The organism is Bacillus sp. FSL K6-2971 (assembly GCF_038006405.1).
Classification (GTDB): Bacteria; Bacillota; Bacilli; order Bacillales; family Bacillaceae; genus Bacillus; species Bacillus pumilus.
Genome location: NZ_JBBOVD010000001.1, coordinates 1,750,311 through 1,776,056, shown reverse-complemented (window position 1 = coordinate 1,776,056; position 25,746 = coordinate 1,750,311). Strand labels below are relative to the sequence as shown.

Here is a 25,746-nt window from a genome sequence, read left to right as displayed (position 1 = left end):
TAAAATCCTTCTAAACATTCAAACTTTTATTTTATTAAAAATATAAATTTTTCATCCAAATCACTTATTTTACCTTATTTTTTCATTTTTTGATCTAACCTATAGATAAACGAAAATATTTCTGCTACAGTATCGTATAACGCTTCAGGGATCTCCTCATCCAGTGTTAAGTGGCGCATGAGTTCGACTAAATTACGGTCTTCTTGGATAGGAACTCCCGACTTTTTTGCTTCTTCAATAATATGGTCTGCCACATAGCCGCTACCTATTGCGACGACTTTTGGCGCTTTTTGTTTTTCTTCATCATAATGTAGAGCGACCGCCCTTCTAAGCGGTTTTGAATCCTTCATACTCGTAAGTCCAGCCCTTTCTCGCTGATTTTATGAAAGTGTTCATCTAGAAAGTGAGACGGATCTACTGGCTCTTGTCTCTTCTTTGCTGTAATTCCCGTAAGGCTGTATCCTAAGGCATTTAAATTCTCCCGAACTGCTGGAATCATTGGATTAATGGTTCCTTGAAGTTCATGACCGGTTTCAACTGTAATTGACATGACCTTTTGCTGAATCGTACAGTCGATTAATGTTTCTTCGAGGTTTTCCATGTTTAAGTAAAACATAAGACGACACTGAGAAATATCAATAGAGCCATCTTTTTTCTTATGTCCTTTTAGAATAAAGGTTAAATCTTGAACACTATGTTTTGAAAAGAGCGGATAAGAGACCATCATTTGGCTGATGGTTTGATTCTCCTGCTGCACAAATAACTGCCCGTTCAATCTATGAAACAATTGATCGACTTCTTTTTTTACAGGCTCTGGTAAATCAGACTGTCTCACATCATTTAAGACGAGCTTTAATTGGTGAAGTTCCTGACTTTTTACATCCTGGCTGCCTTTTTCGAGTAGTTTCAGCATACCGATTTCATCACGTACACCGATTGCCTTTTTCATCGTCATGAGTAAATCGAGCACATCGGTTTTATTGCTTAATGCGGGTTCCGTCTGCTGTACCACCTGAGCCAATGCTTTCGCCTCTGTTTTTGACAGGAACGGAAATTCTTTTTGGAGCACAGATGCTCTTGCATCCGGCTGAGATCCTGCCTGCTGAAGCCCTTGTAGCAATGACGTGAGCTGTTTTAAGCTAGGCTCTTGCTGCCCATCTGCACCTTGTTTTATCAAACTTGTAAGTATCCGCTCAATTTGATGAAGCGGGATTTGCAGCTCTTTTGGGCTTGTTGATTGCTGCACGTTAGATTGAAGAACTTGTGTCGTCTGACGCTCTTGAGCGATTGGAGTTTGGCTATTCTCTTTTGGTTGAGACAGATTGGACTGAGGCGTTACAGGTAGATTTCCTCCTTGCTTCGCCGCCCCTTCTCTCGCTGCTAGAAGGACCGATAAGAGCTTTTCTGCATGGACAGACGTCTCAACATCTATGACTGATCGAACGGCTTGTGTAAGCGCCTGTGTGGCGTCTGAGTGCTTCGGGAGCTGTGTTAAGCGTTCTAGCAGCGCTGTCATATCCTGATGAAGAGCAGAGGATGATTTCACAGCTAAAATTGATTGAAGCACTCCTTCCTGGATCGGCAAGTCTTTCTTTAAAGCAAATAGAAGTGCCTGGAGACCTTTTTTCACATCAGCTCCTTGAAGCTGTTCGATCCACTTCACTGCCGTTTTTAACTCTGTTTCGTTGATAACGGATTTTTCTTTTAAAAAAGCTGTGGCTGTTAGAATGTTTTCAAGTCCATTTTTCAGAGAGAGACCTTCTAATAGTTTGGCAGCTGCATCCTTTAATGTCTTAGGATCTTGATCAAATTGCTGGACTGGCCTTAGTTTATTGAGGCTGTCTCCACCCTCTTGTTCAAATTGGAACCAATAAAATGCGTCTGCTTTAAGCTGAGCCGCTAGCTGTGCTTTTATTTTTGTTGAGCCTATTTGAACAAGGGCTGTATCATCTCCAAGCATTTTCAGTACTTTACCGAGAATCAGCCGATGCACATTTTCCTTTCCTTCGGTGTTTAATGGAATAGATTCTGCCGCACTTAACCGGCTATTCAGTGCTGTATGTATGTCCTCAACTCTTGTCATCACAGGCAGCCTCCTTAGGTCAAAAATTTATGATATAACGGATTTAACTGGTGCAAACGATAATCGATGGATTGGGGCAGCTCCATGTGTTTGAATGGCAGCCAAATGCTCTTTTGTTCCGTACCCTTTATGTTTTTCAAATTGATACTCAGGGTACTTACGCCCGTATTCTTCCATCATCTGATCTCTTGTCACCTTTGCAATACATGCACCTGCTGCGATGGATGCACTTTTTGCATCTCCTTTGATGATATTCTCCTGGTGAATAGGAAGTGGGAGCGTCATGGCATCTATGAGTAGATAATCAGGTGTATGAGTTAACTGCTCCACCGCTCTCACCATCGCCAGTCTTGATGCCTCGTAAATATTGATTTCATCAATCGTAGCCGCATCAACAATGCCGATACCGATATCAAGTGCTTCTTTTTGGATCAGGTCATAATATGCCAATCTTTTTTTCTCAGATAATTGCTTTGAGTCGTTTAAACCGAGCATGACTGTATCTTCCTTTAATATGACAGCTGCTGCTACAACGGGACCTGCCAGCGGTCCTCTTCCTGCTTCATCTATTCCAGCAATACATGTGTATCCCTGCGCCTTAGCATTGTTTTCAAATTGCAGCATCTCATTCCATGCTACATGAAGTTGCTGCTGCTTTTCTCTCTCTTTGTGCCACTTCTCTATCAGTTTTTGGACACTTTTTCTCTTATCATCTTTTACAAGCTCATGAATGTATGACTCGTCTTGCGAATGCTTTTCTATCAGTTCTTTTATTTGTTTCACTGTGTACATCAGCTTTTCGTCAGCCTCCTTCTTTATATCGGCAGTTTTCCGCAAAAAATAAAGACCCGCATGAGCTGCGTGTCTTTTAGCTTTCAGGCTTCTCAAAAGTGAGGGGACCAAATTTTTCTGTTCGAATATCCCGAATAATGATTTCGGTGGTTTTGTCGTAATTAATAAATCCACCGCTCATGAGACAGCCGCGCTTTGTACCTATTGCATCAAACAGCTCAGCCGTATCTTCAGGGATCTCCGTTAGGTCATAGCGTTTTTTTAATCGCTCTGGATAGTTTTCTTCTAGAAAGCGAAGTCCATATACAGCGACATCCTGTAAGTTGATGATAGAATCTTTGATCGCTCCAGTTACCGCTAGCCTGAGTCCTACTTTCTCATCTTCAAACTTCGGCCAGAGGATTCCAGGTGTATCGAGCAGTTCCAATTCTTTCCCTACCTTCACCCATTGCTGTGAGGTGGTAATACCAGGACGGTCTCCTGTTTTGGCAATGTTCTTTTTCGCTAAACGATTGATTAAGGTCGATTTTCCGACGTTGGGAATCCCGATAATCAGCGCCCGGATTGCACGTGGTTTAACACCTTTTGCTTTCATGCGGTCGAATTTTTCTTTTAAGATTTCTTTTGAAGTTGTGATGATCTGATTTAACCCTTGTCCATCGACAGAGTTAATAGCAAGTGACCGAACGCCTTGCTGCTCAAAGTGCGTCTGCCACTCTTTTGTCACACGAGGATCCGCTTTATCTGCTTTGTTTAATAGCATGATTTTGGGTTTGTTCTGAAGGATTTCTTCGATCATTGGGTTTCTAGAGGACATCGGAATTCTAGCATCAGTTAATTCAAATACGATGTCGATGAGCTTTAATTTTTCTGTGACTTCACGTCTTGCTTTTGCCATATGGCCTGGAAACCATTGAATCGTCATATGTGCACCTTCTCTTCTATCGATTATCTCTATACATCGTACAAAAAAAGAGCCTGTTACAGGTAACAAGCTCTTTCCTTTGATATCATTATCGTCTGATTTCTTTGATACGAGCCGCTTTACCGCGAAGTTCACGTAGGTAGTAAAGTTTCGCACGACGTACCTTACCGTGACGTACAACTTCGATGTTAGCGATTTTTGGTGTGTGTACAGGGAATGTACGCTCAACGCCTACACCGTAAGAAATCTTACGAACTGTGAAAGTTTCGCTGATTCCACCACCACGACGCTTAATTACAACACCTTCAAAGATCTGGATACGCTCACGAGTACCCTCGACAACTTTAACGTGTACACGTAAAGTGTCACCAGGACGGAACGCAGGAAGATCAGTGCGTAATTGTTCTTTTGTGATTTCTTCAATCAAATGTTGCATCGTTTTCAACTCCTTCCAACAGATGCTCATGTCCTCTTTCTTCATTGCAGCGGAACATCGTTTTCAAACTTGAATCGGCAAGCCGTCCAAGTCACAAGTAGTATCATACCATACCTCTATGCAGTGTGCAATACAATCTAGTCATTATGAAGCTGCCAAAGCCATCTTTTTTCTTCTTCTGTTAACGTTTTGCAAGAATCGATCAAATCTGGCCGTCTTGTATAAGTTCGCTTCAAGGATTCTTTGCGCCGCCACTCTTCAATTTTGGCATGATTTCCAGAGAGGAGCACATCCGGCACTTTTAGTCCTTTATAATCGGCTGGCCTTGTATAATGAGGATGCTCTAGCAAACCTGTACTAAATGAATCTTCAATGTGAGACGCTTCTTTTCCAAGCACATGAGGCAAAAGCCTGACCACACTGTCTGCAATCATCATCGCTGGCAGCTCTCCGCCTGTGAGAACGAAATCTCCGATTGAGATTTCATCTGTGACAAGATGCTCCCTGATGCGCTCATCGTAGCCTTCATAATGGCCGCAAATGAACATAAGGTGTTCTTCTTTTGCAAGTTCCTCTGCCTTCTTTTGTGTATATCTTTCTCCTTGAGGACAGACAAGAATGATTCGGGGCTTCTTGCTTGCTTTCTTCGTCAAATCTTCTACCGCATCGAATACGGGCTGTGCTTTCAGTACCATACCAGCACCGCCGCCATACGGATAGTCATCTACTGTTTTATGCTTATGATCCGAATACTCTCTAAAATTGACAACATTGAATGAGACAGCTTCTTTCTCCTGTGCCTTTTTTAAGATCGATGAGTGGAGCACACCTTCGAACATTTCAGGAAAAAGTGTTAAGATGTCGATTTTCATTCGTCAATGAGTCCTTCCATCACTTCAATGTGTATGGTTTTGGATGCGATATCGATCTTTTTGACGACAGATGGGATATAAGGAATCAGGGCATCTTTTTTGCCTTTTCTTCCGACCACCCAGACATCATTTGCCCCTGGTGTTAAAATCTCTTTGATTTGGCCGACAAGCTGATCCTCTTCATCGTAAACTTCACAGCCAATGATTTGGTGGAAATAAAACTCTCCTTCATCTAAAGAGCCGAGATGTTCTTTTTCTACTTTTAAGATTGATTCTTTCAATAGCTCTGCTTCATTTAATGAGCTAATTTCTTCAAATGTGAGCAAATCAAACTGTTTGTGCTGCCGGTGTGATGCGACAGTGACTTTTAGCGGCTCCCCTTGACCTTGCTTAAAAATATAGAGGACGCTTCCTTTTTTGTAACGTTCTTCTGGGAAATCTGTCTTTGACACGACGCGTACTTCTCCGCGCACTCCGTGTGTATTGACAATCTTTCCAACATTCAACCATTCTTGTTCCATGTTCTCAATCACCCCTGACGTATTTCCACAATGGTGCCGTCTTTCACGACGATGACATTGTCTTGCATCTTGTCATCCCATTTATCACCTATGTTCACTTCAACCAGCGCATCCACTTCTGTCTCTTTCATTTCACTTCCAAGCGGTAAAATATGCAGCTGCTCTACTTGAAAGTCAATTTGCTGGATTTTCTCCTGCCGTTTATCGATGGCTTTTTGAAATTGAGGGATGGCTTCTTGCTGATGTGGTTCTTTTTCATGTTTTTTCAGTTGAAAATATAGTTGATTGCATTCACGTTCTAGTCTTTCTTTTTTCTCCAAAAAAGTCGTTAACAGTTTGTCCTTACTGCTTTCAGTTAATACTTGCATGACGGTGACATGTTGAATGATCTGCATCTTCCTTTTTGTCCCCCTATCCGAAGGCATTTGTCCTCTACATTATAACGAAAAATAGATTTAAACGTGTAAAAAAAGGGGAGGTCCTAAGCCCTCTCCCTTTTTAGTCAGCAATCTCAAGTTGAACTTTCTTAGAAGACTCTGCACTTGCTGCAAACATGACTGTTCGTATCGCTTTTGCTGTACGTCCCTGCTTTCCGATCACCTTTCCGGTATCTTCAGCATTGACAGACAGTGTGTAAATCACTTGCTCATCTTTTTTTAATGAAGATACGTGAATATCTTCAGGGAAATCAACAAGTGGCTCGACGATGGATACAATCAATTCTTCCAAGGACAGCTCATTCATTATTTGCTGTTTTTCGCATTATGAAATTTTTCAAGAATTCCTTGGCTTGAGAAAAGGTTGCGAACTGTATCAGATGGTTTCGCACCATTTTGAAGCCATTTAAGAGCTAATTCTTCGTTGATTTTCACCTCAGCTGGTGATAACACTGGATTGTATGTTCCAACTGTTTCGATGAAACGACCGTCACGTGGTGAACGAGAATCTGCTACTACAATACGATAGAAAGGAGATCTTTTTGATCCCATACGTTTTAAACGAATTTTTACTGCCATTTTACTAGCACCTCCGAAAATATTTCAACAAGATAGTATATTAACAATGATAAAAGGGTTTGTAAAGTGTTTTTTCTTAACAACGGTTTTATCATGTATAACCAATTACATAAATGGTAATTTAAAGCCTTTTTTCTTTCCTTTGGACATGTTGGTCATTTGCTTCATCATCTTTTTCATTTCGTCAAATTGCTTTAAAAGGCGATTGACTTCCTGTACAGATGTTCCGCTTCCTTTTGCAATCCGTTTTCTTCGGCTTGCATTGATGACCTCTGGCTGTTCTTTTTCCTCGGTCGTCATTGATTTTATGATCGCTTCGATGTGATTGAGCTGCTTTTCGTCTACTTGGACGTTTTTGAGCCCTTTCATTTTACCGGCTCCCGGCATCATTTGGATCAATTCATCAAGTGGACCCATGTTACGAACTTGGCCAAGCTGCTCGAGGAAATCATCGAGTGTAAAGCTCATGGTCCGCATTTTTTGTTCAAGCTCTTTCGCTTTATCTTGGTCCACGTTTGCCTGTGCTTTTTCAATCAGTGTAAGCACATCTCCCATGCCAAGAATTCTTGAAGCCATCCGTTCTGGGTGGAATGATTCAATCGCGTCAAGCTTTTCACCTAGCGCGGCGAATTTAATCGGCGTATTGGTGACAGCTCGAATGGAAAGTGCTGCACCGCCTCGTGTATCCCCGTCTAGTTTCGTTAGAACGACACCTGTTAAACCAAGCTGTTCATTAAAGCTTTTCGCTACATTGACAGCATCTTGACCTGTCATAGAGTCAACAACAAGGAAAATTTCTTCTGGACTCGCTACTTCTTTTACTTTCTGAAGTTCATCCATCAATTCTTCATCAATATGAAGGCGTCCTGCTGTATCTAAAATGACATAATCATGGTGTTCTTCTTTCGCTTTTTCAATTGCCTGTTTGGCAATCTCGACAGGACTGACTTGATCACCTAATGAAAACACAGGCATATCAAGCTGTTTCCCTAGCGTTTGAAGCTGCTGGATCGCTGCTGGTCTGTAAATATCTGCAGCCACCATCATCGGCTGGCGATTATGTTTTTTGCGAAGTAAATTGGCAAGCTTCCCAGTTGTGGTGGTTTTACCTGCACCTTGAAGACCAACCATCATAATGACGGTCGGAGATTTTTTCGCTACAGCGATTTTACTCTCTTCCCCGCCCATTAATTCAGTGAGTTCTTCTTTTACAACTTTAATGACCTGTTGTCCAGGGGTAAGGCTTTTCATGACCTCTTGTCCAACTGCCCGCTCACTTACTTTTTTCACAAAGTCTTTGACTACTTTAAAATTGACGTCAGCTTCAAGAAGGGCAAGGCGTACCTCGCGCATCATTTCTTTTACATCTTGTTCTGACACTTTTCCTTTGCCGCGGATTTTTGAAATCGTCTGCTGCAGTCGGTCGGCTAATCCTTCAAATGCCATACTGTGCCGCCTCCTAATCTAATTTCTCAAGCGATTCAATTAAAGCTTCTGCTTCTTCCATCTGAGCGGAATCTGCTACGAGCTCTCTCATTTTTTTGAGAAGTTCTTTACGATCTTTAAATTTCTTAAACAAGAGCAGCTTTTCTTCATATTGTTCAAGCATCGCTTCAGTCCGTTTAATATTATCATAAACAGCCTGTCTTGATACTTCATATTCATCCGCAATTTCACCGAGGGAAAAATCGTCTAGGTAGTAAAGCGACATGTAGCTCTTTTGCTTTGCGGTTAACAACGATTGATAGAAGTCAAACAAGTAGTTCATTCTCGTTGTTTTTTCAAGCGTCATGGGCTCTCTCCCCTTTGTTAAGTTCATTCCCTTTACATCAACTAAGTTTACACGGTTCTCTACTGTGTGTCAAGTTTTTATCTTGTCACTGCATGAAGCGGCGTATAAATAAAAATGCCAGCAGTTTTTGCCGGCATTTTTGTTAGTCCTCTTGATCAATCACGTCTGAGAATAATCCATACACATACGATTCTGCATCGAATTCTTGCAGATCGTCTACCTTTTCACCTAAACCGACGAGCTTCACGGGGATGTTTAGCTCATTTCGAATTGCAAGGACAATCCCGCCTTTTGCAGTCCCGTCCAGCTTTGTTAAAGCAATTCCTGTCACATTCGTCGCTTTAGAAAATTCCTTCGCTTGTGCCATCGCATTTTGACCCGTTGTTGCATCAAGAGCGAGTAGCACTTCATGCGGTGCATCTGGAACCTCACGTTCAATGACTCTCTTGACCTTCTCTAGCTCTTTCATCAAGTTGACTTTGTTTTGCAGTCTTCCTGCTGTATCACAGATAAGGACATCCGCATTTTTCGCTTTTGCTGATTGAACGGCATCATAGATCACCGCTGCTGGATCAGAGCCAGCCGTCTGTTTAACAACAGGGACACCTGAACGCTCTCCCCATACTTCAAGCTGCTCAATCGCACCGGCACGGAACGTATCACCTGCTGCCAAAATGACGGATTTCCCTTCATTTTTCAGCTTATTTGCAAGTTTGCCGATCGTCGTTGTTTTCCCAACGCCATTGACACCCACAAATAAAATGATATTTAATCGCCCGTCTTCAATATTCAGCGCAGAGATTTGTTCCTCTCCGCTATTATAGATTTCAACCAGTTTTTCAGAGATGACTGATTGTACTTCACTTGGGTCTTGAATGTTTCTTAGTTTCACTTCTTTTTTCAGCTCATCAATCAGTTCCATCACCGTTGTGAAACCGACATCCGCGCCGATTAAAACCTCTTCTAACTCTTCAAAAAAGTCTTCATCGACTTTACGGTAGCGAGAAATTAGTTCGTTTACTCTTCCTTGAAAGGAGTTTCTCGTTTTTTCAAGACCATCTTTAAACTTTTCTGATACTGAATCGGTTTGCTGCGTAAATTTTTCTTTTAATTTCTTAAAAAAGCTCATTTGGTTCAAAAACCTCCTTTAATTACTGGACAAGCTCTTTCGTTTCTTCTAGTTTGACAGATACAAGTTTTGAAACGCCTGACTCCTGCATCGTAACACCGTAGAGGACATCTGCTTCTTCCATTGTTCCTTTGCGGTGCGTAATGACTATGAATTGTGTTTCCTCGCTGTATTTTTTTAAATATTGTGCAAAGCGGAAAACATTGGCTTCATCAAGCGCCGCTTCTACCTCATCTAACACGCAGAATGGAACAGGTCTGACTTTTAAAATAGAGAATAGTAAAGCGATCGCTGTTAATGCTCTCTCTCCGCCTGAAAGCAAGCTTAAGTTTTGCAGCTTTTTCCCTGGCGGCTGCGCGACAATATCAACGCCAGAGTTTAGTAAATCGGTTGGATCTGTCAGCTTAAGATCTGCTTTCCCGCCGCCAAATAATGCTTGGAAAACTGATTCAAAATGCCCGCGAATTTGCGAGAATGTTTCAGAGAAGCGCTTTGTCATCTCTTGATCCATTTCTTCGATCACTTGAAATAATGTATTTTTCGCTTCTGTCAGATCGTTTCGCTGCTCTGTTAAGAAGAGATAGCGTTCATTTACTCGTTCATACTCATCAATGCTGCCTAAGTTCACTGTTCCTAGCTCTTCAATGGCTAATTTGATCAGCTTCACTCTTTTTCTTGCTTCATCTGGCGATAACGTTAGATGATACATCTCTTTTGCCCCTTCAAACGAAAGAGCATACTCTTCGTTCAAATAAGCGATGAGGTTGTCGAGCTCAACTTCCATACGGCCAAGCTTAATTTCTTCATCTTTTAAGCTTGTGTTGAGCTGCTTGTAAAGGCGTTTTTGTTCTTTCAGTTCACGTTCAGCAAATTCTAACGTTTCAGAAAGAGCAAGACGCTGTTTACGCCGCTCTGAAATGAGTGTAGTAGTTTTGTTTTTGTTTTCCAGTTTCTCTTTCGCCGCTTCTTCCAGCTGTTCTGCCCCGCTTGAGCTAGACGTCATTTCACTTGTTAAGAGTGACAGATCTTCTTTTGTTTCCGTCAGCGTTTGTTCAGCCTCTTCTAATTCGGCCATTAAGCTCGAAAGTTTTTCTTGTTCATTTGCTAAGGACTGCTCTTTTTTGGCAAGTGAGATTTTCAGTTCAGTTAATTCGGCAGAAATGGTTTCTTTCGTTGAGCTTTGGGTCTGCTTACGCTTTGTTAATGTATTGATCTCTTGATCTAGGGTGGTCAATTTCTCCCCTATAGAAACTTCAAGAGCTGCCTGCTTTTTGTCCTTATCCGTAAGTTCAGTAGAACGCAGCTGCAATTCGTCTTTTTCTTGATCATAGAGTTCAAGGTGAGCATTAATATTTTTTTCAGCTACTTGCAGTTCGTATAGCTTCCCTTTGAGCTCTTGCTGCTGTTCTCGAAGCGTTTCTCCCCGCTGACGCAGTTCGTTTAATTGGCTTTCGTTTGTTGCAATCAATTGTTTTGTTTCTTTTGTTTCCTTTTCAAGGATCGTTGTTTTTTCTTCCATTTCAACGAGCTGCTTTGTTAATGTTTCGATTTCTCGGTTTCTTGAAAGAAGGGAGTTGTTCTTTTTCTTTACACCGCCACCGGTCATTGAACCGCCGGGGTTCACAACATCTCCATCAAGGGTCACGATGCGATAGCGATGACCAAGCATTTTTGCCAGTTCATTGGCGCCTTTTAAGTCTTTAACGATCAGAACCGTTCCAAGCAAGTTCTGAATCACCTTTTGATACTTTTCGTCAAAGGAAACAAGGTGACTCGCTACACCGATAAATGCAGCGTGTTGCTCGGCTGTTTGGACGTCTCTATGCTGAATGGTTCTTTCTTTGATCACATTCATTGGCAGGAAGGTCGCACGTCCAAAGGAATGCTGCTTTAAGTATGCAATTGCTTGTCGCGCTGCGGCTTCGTTTTCTGTGACGACGTGCTGCGTTGCTGCACCTAACGCGATTTCAATCGCTGTCTCATGCTGCTGATCTGTTTGAATTAGCTCTGCAATGGCACCGTGAATACCACCTAACCGCTCTTTTGCCTTTAAGACCTCTTTTACTCCTTGGAAAAAGCCTGAGAAGTCTTCCTGCATGGATTCTAGCATCTCTTTTTTTGATTTTGCCTGCTGAACATATTGATAGGCTTGGTAAAGAGCCGTTTCTTTTTTCTCGTATTGACGTTTCATTTGCTCAAGCTTTTGTTCCGCTTCTCTAAAACGCTTGACTTGAGCTAGAATGTCTTCTTCTAGGGCTGAAAGCTGCTGCTCAGCCTCTGTTTTTTTCTCTTTGACAGACACACGTTCTTCAATGTGTTTTTGGTTGTTTTGCGTGAGCCGATCCAGCTGCATAGCCGCTTGGCGCTGCTGTTCTTCTAACAATTTTCGTTCATTGCGGATAGAAGCCTGTTCATTGAGCAGATCAAAATAATCGCTTTTTAGCTGTTCAATTTGACCTTCTACATCTTCACTATGAAGCGACAGTTGATGCTGCTTTGTTTTCACTTCATCTTTTAGCTGCTGCACTTCTTTTTGAAGGCTGTCCCGCGTAATTTTTTGCTGCTGAATCTTCTCGGTTAGCTGCGCCTGCTTTTCAGTTAAGCGAATGAGCGTTTCTTCTAGCTGTCCTTGGTTTGCGGCAGCATTTTTCTTCCGTTCTTTTAGTACTTCTTTTTTACCTTCAAGCTTTTCTAACTCCTCACTTGTGAAAAGAAGAACTTCTTGCAGGTCATTGATTGATTCGTCAAGTGCTTGAATGCGGTCTCTTGATTCTTCAATTTTGGCTTCTTTTGCTTGAATATCTGTGGATTGCTTCATTTCATCTTGTTTGAAGCGCTCGACAGCTTCACCAAGTGTTGTCCATTTTTCATGAAGTGCTTCGATGTCATGGACAGTTAAGGCGATTTCGACATTTTCAAGCTCTTCTTTTTTTTGCAAATAGTCCTTTGCAATAGATGCCTGCATTCTTAATGGTTCTACTTGATCTTCTAGTTCATGCAGAATATCTTCTACTCGGTTTAAGTTGTCCTGCGTTTCAAACAGTTTATTCTCGGCTTTTTTCTTTCTTGTTTTATATTTCAAAACACCAGCCGCTTCTTCAAAAATGCTTCTTCTCTCTTCTGCCTTACTAGATAGAATTTCTTCTACCTTCCCTTGGCTGATGATCGAAAAAGCTTCCTTTCCAAGACCTGAATCCATGAAAAGATCAATAATATCTTTTAAGCGGACAGATTGATTGTTTATGAGAAATTCACTTTCTCCTGAACGATAGACTCTTCTTGTCACACTGACTTCGTGAAAATCGATCGGTAAAAAGTGATCTTCGTTATCTAATGTTAAAGTCACTTCTGCTAGATTGACTCTTTTTCTTGAGTCGCTTCCTGCAAAAATGATGTCTTCCATTTTTCCTCCGCGGAGGCTTTTCGCTGATTGTTCTCCAAGTACCCAGCGGATAGCATCGGTAATATTACTTTTGCCGCTTCCGTTTGGTCCAACAACAGCGGTGACCCCTTTGACAAAGTCCACGGTCACTCGCTGTGCAAAAGATTTGAATCCTATCACGTCTAAACGTTTGAGGAACATGAGAGTGATCCTCCTTATGTATTTAAAGTACTATTATCTTACCATATGAAGTGAAAAAAGATGATGGAAAACAGAGTGAAATCCCCCTGAATGACGAGGGGGATTTTATTGGTTCATATGATGTTTCTGCAATTTAGCAAGTGCTTCCTGTGCAGCATGCTGTTCTGCTTCTTTTTTACTGCGGCCATTTCCAATTCCAAGCACTTCTCCTCGAAGGGAGACATTTGCTTCAAATTCCCGGTTGTGTGCTGGTCCTTTTTCATGCAGGATGTGGTATTCGAGTACACCTTTTCCATCGCGCTGAACGAATTCTTGCAGCTGGCTTTTAAAGTCCATGACATGCGAGAACGCTCCATCATTAATTTTTGGATAAACATAGGCTTCTAGGAATCGCTCCACTGGCTCAAGCCCTTGATCTAAATAAAGTGCTCCGATAAACGCCTCGAATACGTCCGCTAAAAGTGCTGGGCGTTTTCTCCCGCCTGTCATTTCTTCGCCTTTTCCTAAAAGAACAAGTTCTCCGAAGGACAGCTCATGTGCTAGAGACACAAGTGACGGTTCACATACGATCGCTGCTCTTAGTTTTGTTAAATCTCCCTCGCTCATCGCAGGATATTTCGCAAATAAAAATTGAGAGATGGTCAATTCTAAAACAGCATCTCCTAGAAATTCAAGTCTTTCATTATCCTCGTATGGCTTTTTCCGGTGTTCATTCACATAAGAGGAATGCGTAAACGCTTGATATAGAAGTTTTTCATTTTGAAAGTGTACAGAAATGCGCTGCTGGAATTCTCTAAATTGCTCTAGTTTTTTGCTCTGTTTCTGTTTGTCTTTATAGTGTTTTGGCATAGCAACCTCCAGGTAGGCTTAATCGCCTTTAAGGATACTGATTATATGGAGTCTCTCTTTCTACATGCAAGGAAACATTGCTCCTTAGCATCTGAAAAAGGCTGACTATTGATCAGCTGAATATGTTGAAACTAACATAAATTTTGAAAGTCCCGTCATGAAAACAGACGGGACTTTGTTACGCTTATTGCTGGCTATTTATGTAGTTCACAGCGTCACCGACTGTTGCAATTTTTTCAGCATCTTCGTCAGAAATTTCCATATCGAACTCATCTTCAAGTTCCATAACTAGCTCAACTACATCAAGGGAATCAGCGCCTAAATCTTCTTTAAATGAAGCTTCCATTTTCACGTCAGCCTCATCAACGCCAAGGCGGTCTACAATAATTTTTGATACACGCTCTAATACGTCTGCCATTGCCTTTCACCTCCCCTCAAAGTATTATAGTTGATTCGTTTTTAAAAAACTAGAGAAAACCTAATGAAATTTTGATATTTCTTAGGACATGACCATTCCGCCATCTACTTGGATGGTTTGGCCTGTAATATAACCTGCTCCTTCTGAAGCTAAAAAGACAACAACGTTGCTAATATCTTCAGGTGCACCAAAGCGTGCAAGCGGGATTTGTTTGAGCATTTCAGTCTGTACATTCTCATCAAGCTTGTCTGTCATATCTGTTGAAATAAAGCCTGGTGCTACTGCATTGACTGTAATATGACGGGTTGCCAGCTCTTTTGCTGTTGTTTTCGTTAATCCGATGACACCAGCTTTTGCTGCAACATAGTTTGCTTGTCCAGGATTTCCACATACGCCAACTACCGAAGCCAAGTTGATGATTCTTCCGCTGCGCTGTTTCATCATTTGACGTGTCACGGCTTTTGTACAGTTAAAGACACCTTTTAAGTTTATGTTAATGACGTCATCCCATTCATTTTCTTTCATTCTCATGAGCAGGTTATCCTTTGTGATCCCTGCATTATTGACAAGGATGTCAATTGAACCAAATGTGTCAATCGCTTGTTTCATGAGTGCTTGTACTTCTTCAGCATTTGAAACATCAGCTTTAACGGCAAATGCCTGCTGGCCAAGTGCTTTGATTTCGTCTACGACTTCATTTGCTTTTGCTTCGTTTCCAGAATAGTTGACGACAACATTCGCACCATTCTTTGCTAAATCGATCGCGATGGAACGGCCAATCCCGCGTGATGCACCTGTTACAACGGCTGTTTTATTTGTAAGCATCAAGAATCCTCCTTCAATGTTTCAATGGCTGCTTCAATTGTTTCCTGATCTGAAACTGAAATGGTTGTCAGGCGGCGATTGACCTTTTTCACAAGACCTGAAAGCACTTTGCCCGGGCCAATTTCAATAAACGTTGTCACGCCCAAATCAATCAGACGTTCCACGCTTTCTTCAAATCGAACAGGAGAATACAATTGTTCAATGAGCTTTGTCTCAATAGCATCACGAGATGTAACGATGTCTGCTGTCACATTTGAGATCACTGGAGTTTTGGCATCTGTAATGTTTAGCTTTGACAGAACACCTGTGAATTTTTCAGCGGCTGGTTTCATTAAGGCAGAATGGAAAGGTCCACTCACTTCAAGGGCAATCGCACGTTTTGCGCCTTTTTCTTTCGCTTTCTCTGAAGCGAGTTCGACACCTTTTGCTGTACCAGAGATCACGATTTGACCAGGACAGTTTAAGTTAGCGAGTTCTACAAGATGACCGCTCTCTGTCACTTCTTTTGTCACTTCTAAAAGCGCAGCTTGATCTAAGCCAAGGATCGCTGCCATAGCGCCTTCTCCTGCTGGAACAGCCTCATTCATTAATTCGCCGCGCTTTCTTACGGCATACACAGCATCTTGAAACGAAAGTGCGCCTGCTGCAACGAGGGCCGTATATTCACCAAGGCTATGTCCTGCTGCGTAATCTGCTTTGATTCCGCTCTCTTCAAATTTCTTTAAGATGGCGATACTTGTCGTTAAAAGAGCTGGCTGCGCGTTATAAGTGAGCGTCAGTTCTTCTGCATCTCCTTCAAAAATCATTGAAGATAAGTCAAAACCGAGGGTCTTGTCTGCTTCTTCAAATACAGCTTTAGATACTGCTTCTTGGTCAAATAAATCTTTTCCCATGCCAATTTTTTGAGAGCCTTGGCCAGGGAATAAAAATGCAATTTTAGTCATGCTGCTATACCTCCATTAAGACTCGTTCGTGGTTTCTTTTTGGACTTCTTGATGAATGATGGCTGAAACATCTTTTTCTACAATATCACGTGCCTGACGAATGGCATGAAAAATGGCGTTTTCATCAGAGGAACCGTGCGCTTTAATGACAGGTGCCTTTAAACCAAATAAAGCGGCACCACCATATTCGGAGTAATCCATTTTAGATTTCATCTGCATCAATTTCGGCTTCATCATGCCAGCCGCTATTTTTGCTGTAAAGCTGGATGTTAATGTTTCTTTCAGCATTTTAAATACAGAAAGAGCTGTGCCTTCAATCGTTTTCAGGGCGATATTTCCTGTGAAACCATCTGTGACAACTACATCAGCTACACCTTCTAGTAAATCACGAGACTCCACATTTCCTACGAAATTCAAGTCTGATGCTTTTAACAATTCAAAGGTTTTTTTCGTGAGATCGTTTCCTTTTTTATCTTCTGTTCCTACATTTAACAATCCTACACGCGGATTGCTCTTTGGAAAAACACGCTCTGCGTAGATTGAACCCATCATGGCATATTGCATTAGGTGTTCTGGTTTGGCATCAACGTTTGCGCCGACATCTAGTAATAAAAACCCGCTGCCATCAAGTGTTGGCAGTGTTGGAGCAAGTGCCGGTCTATCGATGCCATCAATTCTTCCTACGATAAACAGTCCTGCTGTCATGAGTGCGCCAGTGTTTCCTGCTGAAATACAAGCATCTGCTCGTCCTTCGGATACTTCTTGCGCCATTTTCACCATAGATGAATCCTTTTTACGCCTGACTGCACGCACTGGTTCATCTGTTGGTTCAATGACTTCTTTTGCATCTAAAATCGTGATGCGCTCGTTATTTGTTATGTATGGTTTGATTTTATTTTCATCGCCGACAAGTGTAATCTCGATATCTGAAAATGCCGTTAAGCTTTTTTGCACACCGTCAATAATGGCTTTAGGGGCATGGTCTCCCCCCATTGCATCGACTGCAATTCTCATATTACGTGCCACCTTTTACTTTTGTTTTGAGCGATACATGACGAAGTCACCTGAGAAGACAACTTCCTCACCGACATAGCTGTTTACTTCAACTACAGTTCTGCCTTTTTCTTTATCATGCGAGGCTACTTTGGCTTTTGAGACAACTCGTTCGCCTTGTTTAACCTGCCTTGTAAATTTAATATTCGCTTTTGCTGTTAAAGCCAGTTCATCGTCAATGACCGCTACTGCAAGCGAATTTGCCTGGGCGAAGAGATGATGTCCCCTGGCAATTTGGTTTCGGCTAAATACATGCTCTTTTCTCACTTCTAAAATGGAAATGGCTTGGTCATCAAGCTCTACATCAATCATTTCTCCAATCACTTCATCCAGCGGAAGTGACTTCACTTCATCCTCTAATGTCTTTTCGGCCACATGCTTAATTCTTTCGCGTAATTCAGGAATTGACAGTTCCAAACGATCAAGACGAACCGTTTGAATGCTTACACCGAATTTACTTGCCAATTCTTCATCAGTAATGAACGGAGTCGAGCTGATCGTTTGCTGGAGAAGCTTTTGACGTTCTTTTTTATTTAGTTTCATATGCAGACACCATCCGTACATTTATGACTAGGTACTAATAGTAGTATATAATCTCATAGATGATAAATCAATCCTTGTTTCAAAAAGACAAGAAAATTCCTCCAGCGCTTGATCAGCTTAATTTATCTCCGCCCAGCACCCCGCTGTCTACAAGTGTTTGCCGAAGTTCTTTGTATTCGGGATCTGTCCAAAATGCATCTGATTGCACAAGTTCTGCCGCATCTTTTCTAGCGGTTTCCAGTGCTCTGTAGTCATGAACCATATCTGCTACTTTAAATTCAGGCATTCCGCTTTGTTTTTTACCGAAGAAATCACCGGGTCCTCTTAGCTCTAAGTCTTTTTCAGACAGCTCAAAGCCGTCGGTTGTTTCGGACATAATCCTCATCCGCTCTTTCCCGGTTTCCGATTTTGGATCCGCCATTAAAACACAAAATGATTGATGCTCTCCGCGTCCAACCCGGCCTCTGAGCTGATGAAGCTGAGACAGTCCGAAGCGGTCTGCATCGTAAATGACCATGATGGTGGCATTCGGCACGTTGACGCCCACTTCAACGACTGTGGTTGAAACGAGAATTTGAACTTCATTTGCTGTAAAGTCTCTCATCACCTGATCTTTTTCATCGCTTGCTAGTTTCCCGTGCATTAAGCCGATCGACCACTTACCGCGGTATGCCTCTGTCAGCATGCTGTGGACATCAATCGCATTTTGCACATCTAGCTTGTCTGATTCTTCTATGAGTGGACAAATAATATATGCCTGTCTTCCTTTTTTCAGCTCTTTATCCACAAATGCAAGAATCCTCTCAAGCATGTCATGCTTGACCCAATACGTTTCGATCTGTTTTCTGCCGGCTGGTAATTCATCAATGACGGAAACGTCCATTTCCCCAAAAACAGTGATCGCAAGTGTGCGCGGAATAGGTGTGGCAGTCATGAATAAGACATCTGGGTCCTGCCCTTTACTTCTTAGTTTTTTCCTTTGTTCGACGCCAAACCGGTGCTGCTCATCTGTGATAACAAGACCGAGCTGCTGAAATTCGACTTCATCTTGGATGAGCGCATGCGTTCCGACTAATATATCAATCTCGCCCTCTTTTAGACGTTCCAGCAATTCTCTGCGGCGCTTTCCTTTTACAGAGCTTGTTAGTAGAGCGATATTTAGTCCCCATTTTTCAAACAGCTGATAAAGGGAATCTGCATGCTGCTCTGCCAAAATCTCTGTTGGGACCATCAATGCACCTTGATAGCCGGATAAATGAGCGGCATATAGTGCAATAGCTGCAACAGCTGTTTTCCCTGAACCTACATCCCCTTGAAGCAGACGGTTCATCCGGTACGGGGACGCCATATCAGACATAATTTCATCAAGCACTCTTGATTGTGCCTTCGTCAGCGGAAATGGCAGGCTGTGAACAAACTCAAAAACAGCGTCTTTAGAAAACGGATGCTGGATGCCCGATGTTTTTTCTCGCTCTTTCTTTCTGATGGCCTGCATCTTCAGCTGGAAAATAAGAAATTCCTCGTACACAAAGCGTCGTCTTGCTTGCTTGAGCGAGTCTCTTGTTTCTGGCAGGTGAATGGTTTTTAATGCTTCCTGATAGGACATGAGTTTATAGGTAGAGACAAGCTGCTTTGGCAGTGGATCTTCAGCTTTATCTACATAAAGTGTCAAGGCTTGTTTTACAAAACGCCTCATCATCTTCACGGTTACATTTTCTTTTACTGAATAAACAGGCTCTATACTGCCATCTTGCTCGTGCGTCCCTTTTTTAAATTCCTGCACCATGATGGATTGACGGTTTTTATCCCATTTCCCAGTGACGGATACCGTATCACCTAACACAAGGCTTCGTTTTAAATAAGGGCGATTGAAGCAAATCGCTGTGATGAGAAAACGCCCGACAAGCAGCCTGAATGTCAGCCTGCTTCGTTTTTTTCCATAATAGGTGAGGACGGGCTCACTGTGCACTTTTCCTTCAACTGTGACACGTTCGTCATGCTTTACTTCTTCTAAATTACGAAGCTCATAGTCGTCATATCGATAAGGAAAGTAGCCAAGTAAATCGGCTACTGTGTGAATTCCAAGTTCATTGAGTGTTTTTTCGGTTTCTTCTCCAATCCCCTTGAGGACAGAGACGTTATCTTGCAGTTTCTGTATCACGAGATGAGGTCACACCTCCGAAAATCTTCTTTTCAAGCTCTCTTGCTGTCGGTGTTGCAGCAAGTCCGCCTTGTGCTGTTTCGCGAAGTGCCGTTGGCATGGTTTGACCGATTTTATACATCGCATCAATGACTTCATCACATGGGATACGGCTTGTGATGCCGGCAAGTGCCATATCTGCTGCGATCATCGCATTTGATGCACCCATTGCGTTTCGTTTTACGCACGGTACCTCGACAAGTCCAGCTACTGGGTCACAAACAAGTCCAAGCATATTTTTCAGTGTAATCGCCATTGCTTCAGCCGATTGCTGAGGTGTACCGCCTGCCATTTCGACAATGGCTGCTGCCGCCATCCCCGAGGCTGAACCTACCTCAGCCTGACAGCCGCCTGCTGCACCAGAGATGCTCGCATTATTGGCCACAACAAAACCAAATGCACCAGAAGTGAATAGGAATCTGACCATTTGTTCCTTTGTTGGCTTTAATGTTTGTTTTACTGCAAATAATGTACCTGGCACAACACCTGCTGAGCCTGCTGTAGGCGTTGCACAGATCGTCCCCATTGCGGCATTGACTTCATTTGTTGCCACTGCCTTACTAACAGCATCTAATATCGTATGACCAGACAGTGTTTTGCCTGATGCGATATACGCTTGAAGTTTGACCGCATCTCCGCCTGTTAAACCGGATAATGATTTCACACCTTTCAGCCCGTTTTCTACGGCCTGCTCCATCACTTCTAGGTTGCGGTACATCTGGGAAAAAATATCTTCACGCGACTTCCCTGTCACTTCCATTTCTTGCGTAATCATGATTTCTGAAATGGAGGTATTGCGTTCTTCTGTTAGCTGCACGAGTTCTTTGACGTTTTTAAACATCATTTATAACCTCCTTGTTGTTACTCTGCAATTTGTGTGACTTGAATAATGTTTGGCAGCGTTTCAAGCTCTGATAAGGCAGCTGGGTCAATATTTTGATCCACTTCGATGGTCATCAGAGCCTCTTGCCCGACATCTTTACGCGCCACTTCCATATGACCGATGTTGATGGCAAATTTCGCTAACACGTTGGCAACTGCCGCAATCGTGCCGTAGCGATCGTTATGAACCACAAGAATGGCAGGATGATTTCCTGAAAGTCTGAGCTCAAAGCCATTCAGTTCAGTAATTTCAATTTTACCACCGCCGATGGAAATCCCGATTAATTCAAGGCTTCCGTTCGCATCTGATATCTCTACTTTTGCTGTATTCGGATGCGCTGGTACCGCATCTTCTTCTTTAAATTCAATGTCGATCCCTTTGCTTTTTGCAATATCGATCGCTGTTTTGATGCGTTCATCAAATGTATCAAAGTCAAGAACGCCGCCGATCATGGCGACATCTGTACCATGTCCTTTATACGTATCTTTAAAAGAGCCATAAAATGAAACGACTATTCGCTTCGGTTCTCTTCCAAATAAGCTGCGAGCCACTCTTCCTATTCGAGCCGCACCCGCTGTGTGCGAACTTGATGGACCAATCATGACGGGTCCAATAATATCAAACACACTTCTAAATTTCATAGGTCTTCCCCTCTCATAACCACTCACATATTGGTTTGGTTCTTTCTTTAGACTAATGGATTCAATCGTTTCCCGCAACTCATTTCACCGTTGAATCGTTAGTAAAAAATTGCAAAAGAAGAAGAAGGGCTTTATTTGCCCTTCTTTCGTTATTCCACAGCCAAAATATATGAATAAAGCGGCTGCTTTCCATCGTGGACTTCAACTTCTATATCTTCAAATGTTTCTTCAATAAAGGCTTCTAACTGATCCATCTCTTCAGATGATGCATCTTCTCCTTTAATGATCGTAACAATCTCATCATCTTCTGTCACCATGTTGGTCAAAAGTTCTTTTGCTGCATCTAATTGATTTTTCGCAGTTAAGGTGATTTTTCCGTTAAAGAGACCCATATAATCTCCTTTGGCAATGTCGATTCCATCAATTTGGGTATCTCTCACCGCAAAGGTAATTTGGCCGCTTTTCACGTGGTCAATCGCTTCTAGCATCGCCGCTTCGTTGTCTTCATTTGAAGCTGCTTCATTGAGAGAAAGAAGTGCCGACATTCCTTGAGGAACGGTCTTCGTTGGAATGACAACAACCTCACGACTTGAGACAGTTGCCGCCTGTTTCGCTGCCATGACAATATTAGAATTATTAGGTAAGATAAAGACGGTTTCGGCATGTACGCTTTCAATTGCTGTGACAATGTCTTCTGTGCTCGGGTTCATTGTCTGTCCGCCTTCAATGACGACGGAAGCTCCGATACTTTTAAACAAGTCAGCAATTCCTTCTCCCATTGCGACACTGACGACTCCAAAGCGCTGTTTTTCAGCAGCAGGTGCCTTTGGTGCAGCGGGCGCATGTTCTTTTTCTTCGTTCACAATCGAGCTATGCTGCTCTCTCATGTTTTCAATTTTCATATTGATCAGGCTGCCGTAGCGCTGTGCATAGGATAAGACATCTCCAGGCTGCTCTGCATGAATATGAACTTTCGCCAGCGTTTCATCAGATACCACAAGTAGTGAATCTCCGAATTCGCTTAAGTCTTCTCTGAAGGCATTCTCATCAAAGGACTGTTTGTCTTCTTCAAATTTCACCATAAATTCAGTACAATAACCAAATTCAATATCTTCAGTGTTCATATGGCTTTGTGCACTTTTATGATGCTCTGCACTGACAAGTTCTTTTAACGTTGGCAAAGAGGCCGCTTTCAGATGGAGATCCTCTCCTCTTAATGAAGCAAGGAAACCTTCATATACGCAGAGAAGTCCCTTACCTCCACTATCGACAACGCCTACTTCTTTTAAAACAGGAAGTAGATCTGGCGTTCGATCAAGTGATGCTCTCGCTTCCTCAATCGTTAACTCAAGAACGCGGTCAATGTCATTTTCGGTTGCTGAAACAGCAACCGCTTTCTTTGCTGCATCCTTTGCGACCGTTAAGATGGTCCCTTCAATCGGTTTCATCACGGCTTTATAGGCTGTATCAACACCGGCCTGCAAGGCAAGGGCAAATTCTTTGGCGTCAATCGTCTCTTTTTGTTCTATATTTTTACTGAAACCTCTAAAGAGCTGTGATAGGATTACGCCTGAGTTTCCTCTTGCGCCCATCAATAGCCCTTTTGACAAGGCCACGCCGACCTTCCCAATATGATGGGTATTTGTTTCTTCAACTGCTTTTGCCCCTGAAGTCATTGACAAATTCATATTTGTCCCCGTGTCTCCGTCTGGCACTGGAAAAACATTTAACGCATCCACAATTTGTGCGTTTTGAGAAAGATGGTGAGCACCTGCAAGAATCATTTTTGCAAATGAGCGGCCATCAAGATTTCTAATAGACAATATATTTCCTCCTTACTACGGGTTCGTAACTCTTACTCCTTGTACATAAATGTTGACCGAATCAACAGAAAGTCCAACTGTGTGAGAAATCGTATATTTGACTTTCGTTTGAACATTATGTGCGACTTCTGATATTTTTGTACCGTAGCTGACGATGATGTACATATCAATATGAATGCGGTCTTCTTTTTGACGCACAAGAACACCCCGGCTGAAGTTCTCTTTACGGAGAATATCCGTCAAGCCGTCCTTGATTTGATTTTTGGACGCCATCCCAACAATACCATAGCAATCGATCGCAGCGCCTCCTGCCACCATTGCAATGACTTCATTTGATATATCAATTTGTCCGTATTTCGTTCTAAGTTCAATGGACACATTGGTTCCCCCTTTTTGAGAAATTGCCCTGAGTTATCACTATTTTACTATAAGACCCTTCTTTTTAAAAGAAATCATTCAATCCGACCCAATCCTACTTATACTATAGCCTTGATTTTTTATCAAGATGTCAAGGTATTTTTCTTGAAAGAGGAGTAAACAATCCTTGCAAACCCCTTGAAGCTGTGGTAAATTATTAAAGTATCTTGAGGCATCTCTAAGTACGTATATGAAGAATATGATGATGTTTTCGCAGTTAGGAGGGAAACAAATGGCACGTAAATGCGTTATCACAGGCAGAAAAACAAAAGCTGGGAACAATCGTTCTCACGCAATGAACTCTACAAAACGTACATGGGGCGCGAACCTTCAAAAAGTTCGTATTCTAGTGGACGGTAAGCCTAAAAGAGTATATGTATCAGCTCGAGCTTTGAAATCTGGTAAAGTTGAGCGTGTATAAGCAAGAGTAAACGCCTGCTACAATTCATTGTAGCAGGCGTTTTTATGTGGAAATAAAGGAGATTACTCATTAATCTTTCTTAAATGAACCAAGCATCGCACGGACAATGCCGCCAAGAAATCTAGGCAGTTTGATTGTATAAAATTTCATTTTGTCCCCCTCCTAAAAGTACCGCTTGCAGCACAATTGAGCTTAATCAGCCATCCACATTGATAGGTTGGTCAATCTTTGCTTCTTACCATTATTAATATGCCTTCATGAAAAGAAAAAGTACCATTTGAGTGGATGAGTTCGTTACTAATACATAGTGTGGAACCAGGCTCAATATGACAATTTTTCAGAGGATATTTGAAACCTTTTAATGTCAGCTTTTCAACCGGTGTTCCAAAGGGTAGAAACGACACATATTGTTTATCCTGATCTTCTTTTATTTCGTATGTACCAGGTTCAAACATTTGAATGATATTTTGTTTGTCTACAAGGGTGATATTCTGCTTGTGCTGAATCCCTTTGTAAAGAAGATGGATATTTCCTAGAAAATGATCCGCCCTTCCTCCTGTAATACCATAGATGTAAATATGTGCTGGGTGCTGACTCAGTGCCCAGTTCAGTGCAAGCTCTAAATCGGTTTCATCCTTTTCAGCTTGAAATACATTCAGGGCAGGCAATTTCTCTTTCAGCTCCTGAAGCTCTTCTTCTGTCACACTGTCAAAATCACCAAAAGCTTTGGCTGGGATGATGCCTTGCTCTAGTAAGAAGAGGGTTCCACGGTCTACGCCAATCCAGAGAATATCCTCCTGTGATGCTTCACGTTCAAGTGGCGGGATGTATTTAAAAGGACCGCCAGCTACGATATGTATGTGCATGATATACGCTCCTCTCCATGTAAAAAGAACCAAAGATCACAATGACTTTGGTTCCTTCCTTTATGCTTCTCGAATTGCCTGGATCGCTGCTGCGCGGTTGTCTTTACCGTATACCGCAGAGCCCGCTACTAGTAAATTAGCGCCTGCTTCTTTGCAGCTCTTTGCAGTCTCTACATTGACACCGCCGTCTATTTCTATCAGTAAATCGGTTAAGCCCTTTTGTTCACTCAGTGCTTTTACTTCTTTTACCTTCGTGAGGACAGATGGAATAAATGCCTGTCCCCCGAAACCAGGGTTGACTGTCATAAATAACACAAGGTCCACATCTTCTAATACATGCTCAATGTGAGAAACAGGTGTGTGCGGATTCAAGACGACCCCTGCTTTTACACCTTGTTCTTTTATATGTTGTATTGTTCGGTGTAAGTGCGGACAAGCTTCCACATGAACAGAGATAATATCAGCGCCTGCTTTTGCGAATGCAGGAATATACCGATCTGGCTGCTCAATCATTAAGTGAACATCTAGCGGAAGACGCGTATGCGGTCTAATCGCTTCGACGACATTTGGCCCAAATGTCATATTCGGAACAAAATGACCGTCCATGACATCGATATGAATGTAATCTGCACCGCCTTGTTCCACATCACGGATATCTTTCTCCAAATTGGCAAAATCTGCTGATAAAATGGAAGGGGCAATATAAACCATGAT

Annotated in this window: 29 protein-coding genes; 1 reads left to right on the top strand and 28 read right to left on the bottom strand. The window is 42.2% G+C overall.

The window, feature by feature from the left end; all coding sequences use genetic code 11:
* Positions 1–74: 74 nt before the first annotated feature.
* From MHI33_RS09235 to MHI33_RS09115, 25 genes are all read right to left on the bottom strand, one after another.
* On the bottom strand, positions 75–350 hold the full coding sequence (locus MHI33_RS09235) for a FlhB-like flagellar biosynthesis protein (protein ID WP_065097270.1): 276 nt from the start codon (positions 348–350) through the stop codon (positions 75–77).
* Complete coding sequence (locus tag MHI33_RS09230) at positions 347–2,083, bottom strand: glycosyltransferase (RefSeq protein ID WP_106067462.1); 1,737 nt, start codon at positions 2,081–2,083, stop codon at positions 347–349. The genes MHI33_RS09235 and MHI33_RS09230 overlap by 4 nt, the downstream gene beginning before the upstream one ends.
* A gap of 27 nt (positions 2,084–2,110) precedes the next feature.
* Positions 2,111–2,875 (bottom strand): ribonuclease HII, encoded by a 765-nt coding sequence (locus tag MHI33_RS09225; protein ID WP_106067461.1) that lies wholly within the window; start codon positions 2,873–2,875, stop codon positions 2,111–2,113.
* Between the two features lie 76 nt (positions 2,876–2,951).
* Complete coding sequence (gene ylqF / locus MHI33_RS09220) at positions 2,952–3,800, bottom strand: ribosome biogenesis GTPase YlqF (RefSeq protein WP_065097268.1); 849 nt, start codon at positions 3,798–3,800, stop codon at positions 2,952–2,954.
* An 88-nt stretch (positions 3,801–3,888) separates the two neighbouring features.
* Entirely contained in the window at positions 3,889–4,236 is a 348-nt protein-coding gene (gene rplS / locus MHI33_RS09215; RefSeq protein WP_003212364.1) for a 50S ribosomal protein L19, read from the bottom strand.
* Positions 4,237–4,373: 137 nt separating this feature from the next.
* Positions 4,374–5,108, bottom strand: coding sequence for a tRNA (guanosine(37)-N1)-methyltransferase TrmD (gene trmD, locus MHI33_RS09210; RefSeq protein WP_106067460.1), 735 nt, complete (start codon positions 5,106–5,108; stop codon positions 4,374–4,376).
* On the bottom strand, positions 5,105–5,629 hold the full coding sequence (gene rimM, locus MHI33_RS09205) for a ribosome maturation factor RimM (RefSeq protein WP_106067459.1): 525 nt from the start codon (positions 5,627–5,629) through the stop codon (positions 5,105–5,107). The genes trmD and rimM overlap by 4 nt, the downstream gene beginning before the upstream one ends.
* A gap of 8 nt (positions 5,630–5,637) precedes the next feature.
* Complete coding sequence (locus tag MHI33_RS09200; protein ID WP_003211186.1) at positions 5,638–6,024, bottom strand: YlqD family protein; 387 nt, start codon at positions 6,022–6,024, stop codon at positions 5,638–5,640.
* Positions 6,025–6,127: 103 nt separating this feature from the next.
* Positions 6,128–6,373, bottom strand: a complete 246-nt coding sequence (locus tag MHI33_RS09195) for a KH domain-containing protein (RefSeq protein WP_106049298.1) — start codon at positions 6,371–6,373, stop codon at positions 6,128–6,130.
* A complete protein-coding gene (gene rpsP, locus MHI33_RS09190) occupies positions 6,373–6,645 on the bottom strand; it encodes a 30S ribosomal protein S16 (RefSeq protein WP_003212139.1) in 273 nt (90 codons plus the stop codon). The genes MHI33_RS09195 and rpsP overlap by 1 nt, the downstream gene beginning before the upstream one ends.
* 105 nt (positions 6,646–6,750) lie before the next feature.
* Positions 6,751–8,091, bottom strand: coding sequence for a signal recognition particle protein (gene ffh, locus MHI33_RS09185; protein ID WP_106067458.1), 1,341 nt, complete (start codon positions 8,089–8,091; stop codon positions 6,751–6,753).
* A 13-nt stretch (positions 8,092–8,104) separates the two neighbouring features.
* Complete coding sequence (locus MHI33_RS09180; protein ID WP_044141934.1) at positions 8,105–8,437, bottom strand: putative DNA-binding protein; 333 nt, start codon at positions 8,435–8,437, stop codon at positions 8,105–8,107.
* Between the two features lie 142 nt (positions 8,438–8,579).
* Positions 8,580–9,566, bottom strand: a complete 987-nt coding sequence (ftsY, locus tag MHI33_RS09175) for a signal recognition particle-docking protein FtsY (protein WP_034662411.1) — start codon at positions 9,564–9,566, stop codon at positions 8,580–8,582.
* Positions 9,567–9,588: 22 nt separating this feature from the next.
* On the bottom strand, positions 9,589–13,149 hold the full coding sequence (gene smc, locus MHI33_RS09170; protein WP_106067457.1) for a chromosome segregation protein SMC: 3,561 nt from the start codon (positions 13,147–13,149) through the stop codon (positions 9,589–9,591).
* A 105-nt stretch (positions 13,150–13,254) separates the two neighbouring features.
* The gene (rnc, locus tag MHI33_RS09165) at positions 13,255–13,998 is read right to left on the bottom strand and encodes a ribonuclease III (protein WP_044141936.1); all 744 of its coding nucleotides are present in this window, start codon (positions 13,996–13,998) and stop codon (positions 13,255–13,257) included.
* A gap of 184 nt (positions 13,999–14,182) precedes the next feature.
* Entirely contained in the window at positions 14,183–14,416 is a 234-nt protein-coding gene (gene acpP, locus MHI33_RS09160) for an acyl carrier protein (protein ID WP_003212028.1), read from the bottom strand.
* A gap of 81 nt (positions 14,417–14,497) precedes the next feature.
* Positions 14,498–15,241 carry a 3-oxoacyl-[acyl-carrier-protein] reductase gene (gene fabG, locus MHI33_RS09155; RefSeq protein WP_058014008.1) on the bottom strand — a complete coding sequence of 248 codons (744 nt, stop codon included), beginning with the start codon at positions 15,239–15,241 and terminating at the stop codon, positions 14,498–14,500.
* Positions 15,241–16,185, bottom strand: a complete 945-nt coding sequence (gene fabD / locus MHI33_RS09150) for an ACP S-malonyltransferase (RefSeq protein ID WP_217012537.1) — start codon at positions 16,183–16,185, stop codon at positions 15,241–15,243. The genes fabG and fabD overlap by 1 nt, the downstream gene beginning before the upstream one ends.
* Positions 16,186–16,200: 15 nt before the next feature.
* Complete coding sequence (gene plsX / locus MHI33_RS09145) at positions 16,201–17,199, bottom strand: phosphate acyltransferase PlsX (RefSeq protein ID WP_034662420.1); 999 nt, start codon at positions 17,197–17,199, stop codon at positions 16,201–16,203.
* A gap of 15 nt (positions 17,200–17,214) precedes the next feature.
* Positions 17,215–17,781, bottom strand: coding sequence for a transcription factor FapR (fapR, locus tag MHI33_RS09140; protein ID WP_003210820.1), 567 nt, complete (start codon positions 17,779–17,781; stop codon positions 17,215–17,217).
* A gap of 112 nt (positions 17,782–17,893) precedes the next feature.
* Positions 17,894–19,942, bottom strand: a complete 2,049-nt coding sequence (gene recG / locus MHI33_RS09135) for an ATP-dependent DNA helicase RecG (RefSeq protein ID WP_065097263.1) — start codon at positions 19,940–19,942, stop codon at positions 17,894–17,896.
* Positions 19,920–20,822 carry an L-serine ammonia-lyase, iron-sulfur-dependent, subunit alpha gene (gene sdaAA / locus MHI33_RS09130; RefSeq protein ID WP_012009925.1) on the bottom strand — a complete coding sequence of 301 codons (903 nt, stop codon included), beginning with the start codon at positions 20,820–20,822 and terminating at the stop codon, positions 19,920–19,922. The genes recG and sdaAA overlap by 23 nt, the downstream gene beginning before the upstream one ends.
* Positions 20,823–20,842: 20 nt before the next feature.
* Entirely contained in the window at positions 20,843–21,505 is a 663-nt protein-coding gene (gene sdaAB / locus MHI33_RS09125; protein ID WP_003212160.1) for an L-serine ammonia-lyase, iron-sulfur-dependent subunit beta, read from the bottom strand.
* A 149-nt stretch (positions 21,506–21,654) separates the two neighbouring features.
* The gene (locus tag MHI33_RS09120) at positions 21,655–23,328 is read right to left on the bottom strand and encodes a DAK2 domain-containing protein (RefSeq protein ID WP_340910761.1); all 1,674 of its coding nucleotides are present in this window, start codon (positions 23,326–23,328) and stop codon (positions 21,655–21,657) included.
* A 15-nt stretch (positions 23,329–23,343) separates the two neighbouring features.
* Positions 23,344–23,706, bottom strand: a complete 363-nt coding sequence (locus tag MHI33_RS09115) for an Asp23/Gls24 family envelope stress response protein (protein WP_003211680.1) — start codon at positions 23,704–23,706, stop codon at positions 23,344–23,346.
* A 271-nt stretch (positions 23,707–23,977) separates the two neighbouring features.
* Here MHI33_RS09115 and rpmB point away from each other — a divergent pair, with 271 nt between their 5' ends.
* Positions 23,978–24,166, top strand: coding sequence for a 50S ribosomal protein L28 (rpmB, locus tag MHI33_RS09110; RefSeq protein ID WP_003212514.1), 189 nt, complete (start codon positions 23,978–23,980; stop codon positions 24,164–24,166).
* A 69-nt stretch (positions 24,167–24,235) separates the two neighbouring features.
* On the opposite strand, the gene spoVM is transcribed toward rpmB, so the two are convergent.
* From spoVM to rpe, 3 genes are all read right to left on the bottom strand, one after another.
* Positions 24,236–24,316 (bottom strand): stage V sporulation protein SpoVM, encoded by an 81-nt coding sequence (gene spoVM, locus MHI33_RS09105; RefSeq protein ID WP_008354550.1) that lies wholly within the window; start codon positions 24,314–24,316, stop codon positions 24,236–24,238.
* Between the two features lie 71 nt (positions 24,317–24,387).
* Positions 24,388–25,032, bottom strand: coding sequence for a thiamine diphosphokinase (locus MHI33_RS09100; RefSeq protein WP_340910759.1), 645 nt, complete (start codon positions 25,030–25,032; stop codon positions 24,388–24,390).
* A gap of 60 nt (positions 25,033–25,092) precedes the next feature.
* Positions 25,093–25,743, bottom strand: a complete 651-nt coding sequence (gene rpe, locus MHI33_RS09095) for a ribulose-phosphate 3-epimerase (protein ID WP_065097260.1) — start codon at positions 25,741–25,743, stop codon at positions 25,093–25,095.
* Positions 25,744–25,746: the final 3 nt, after the last annotated feature.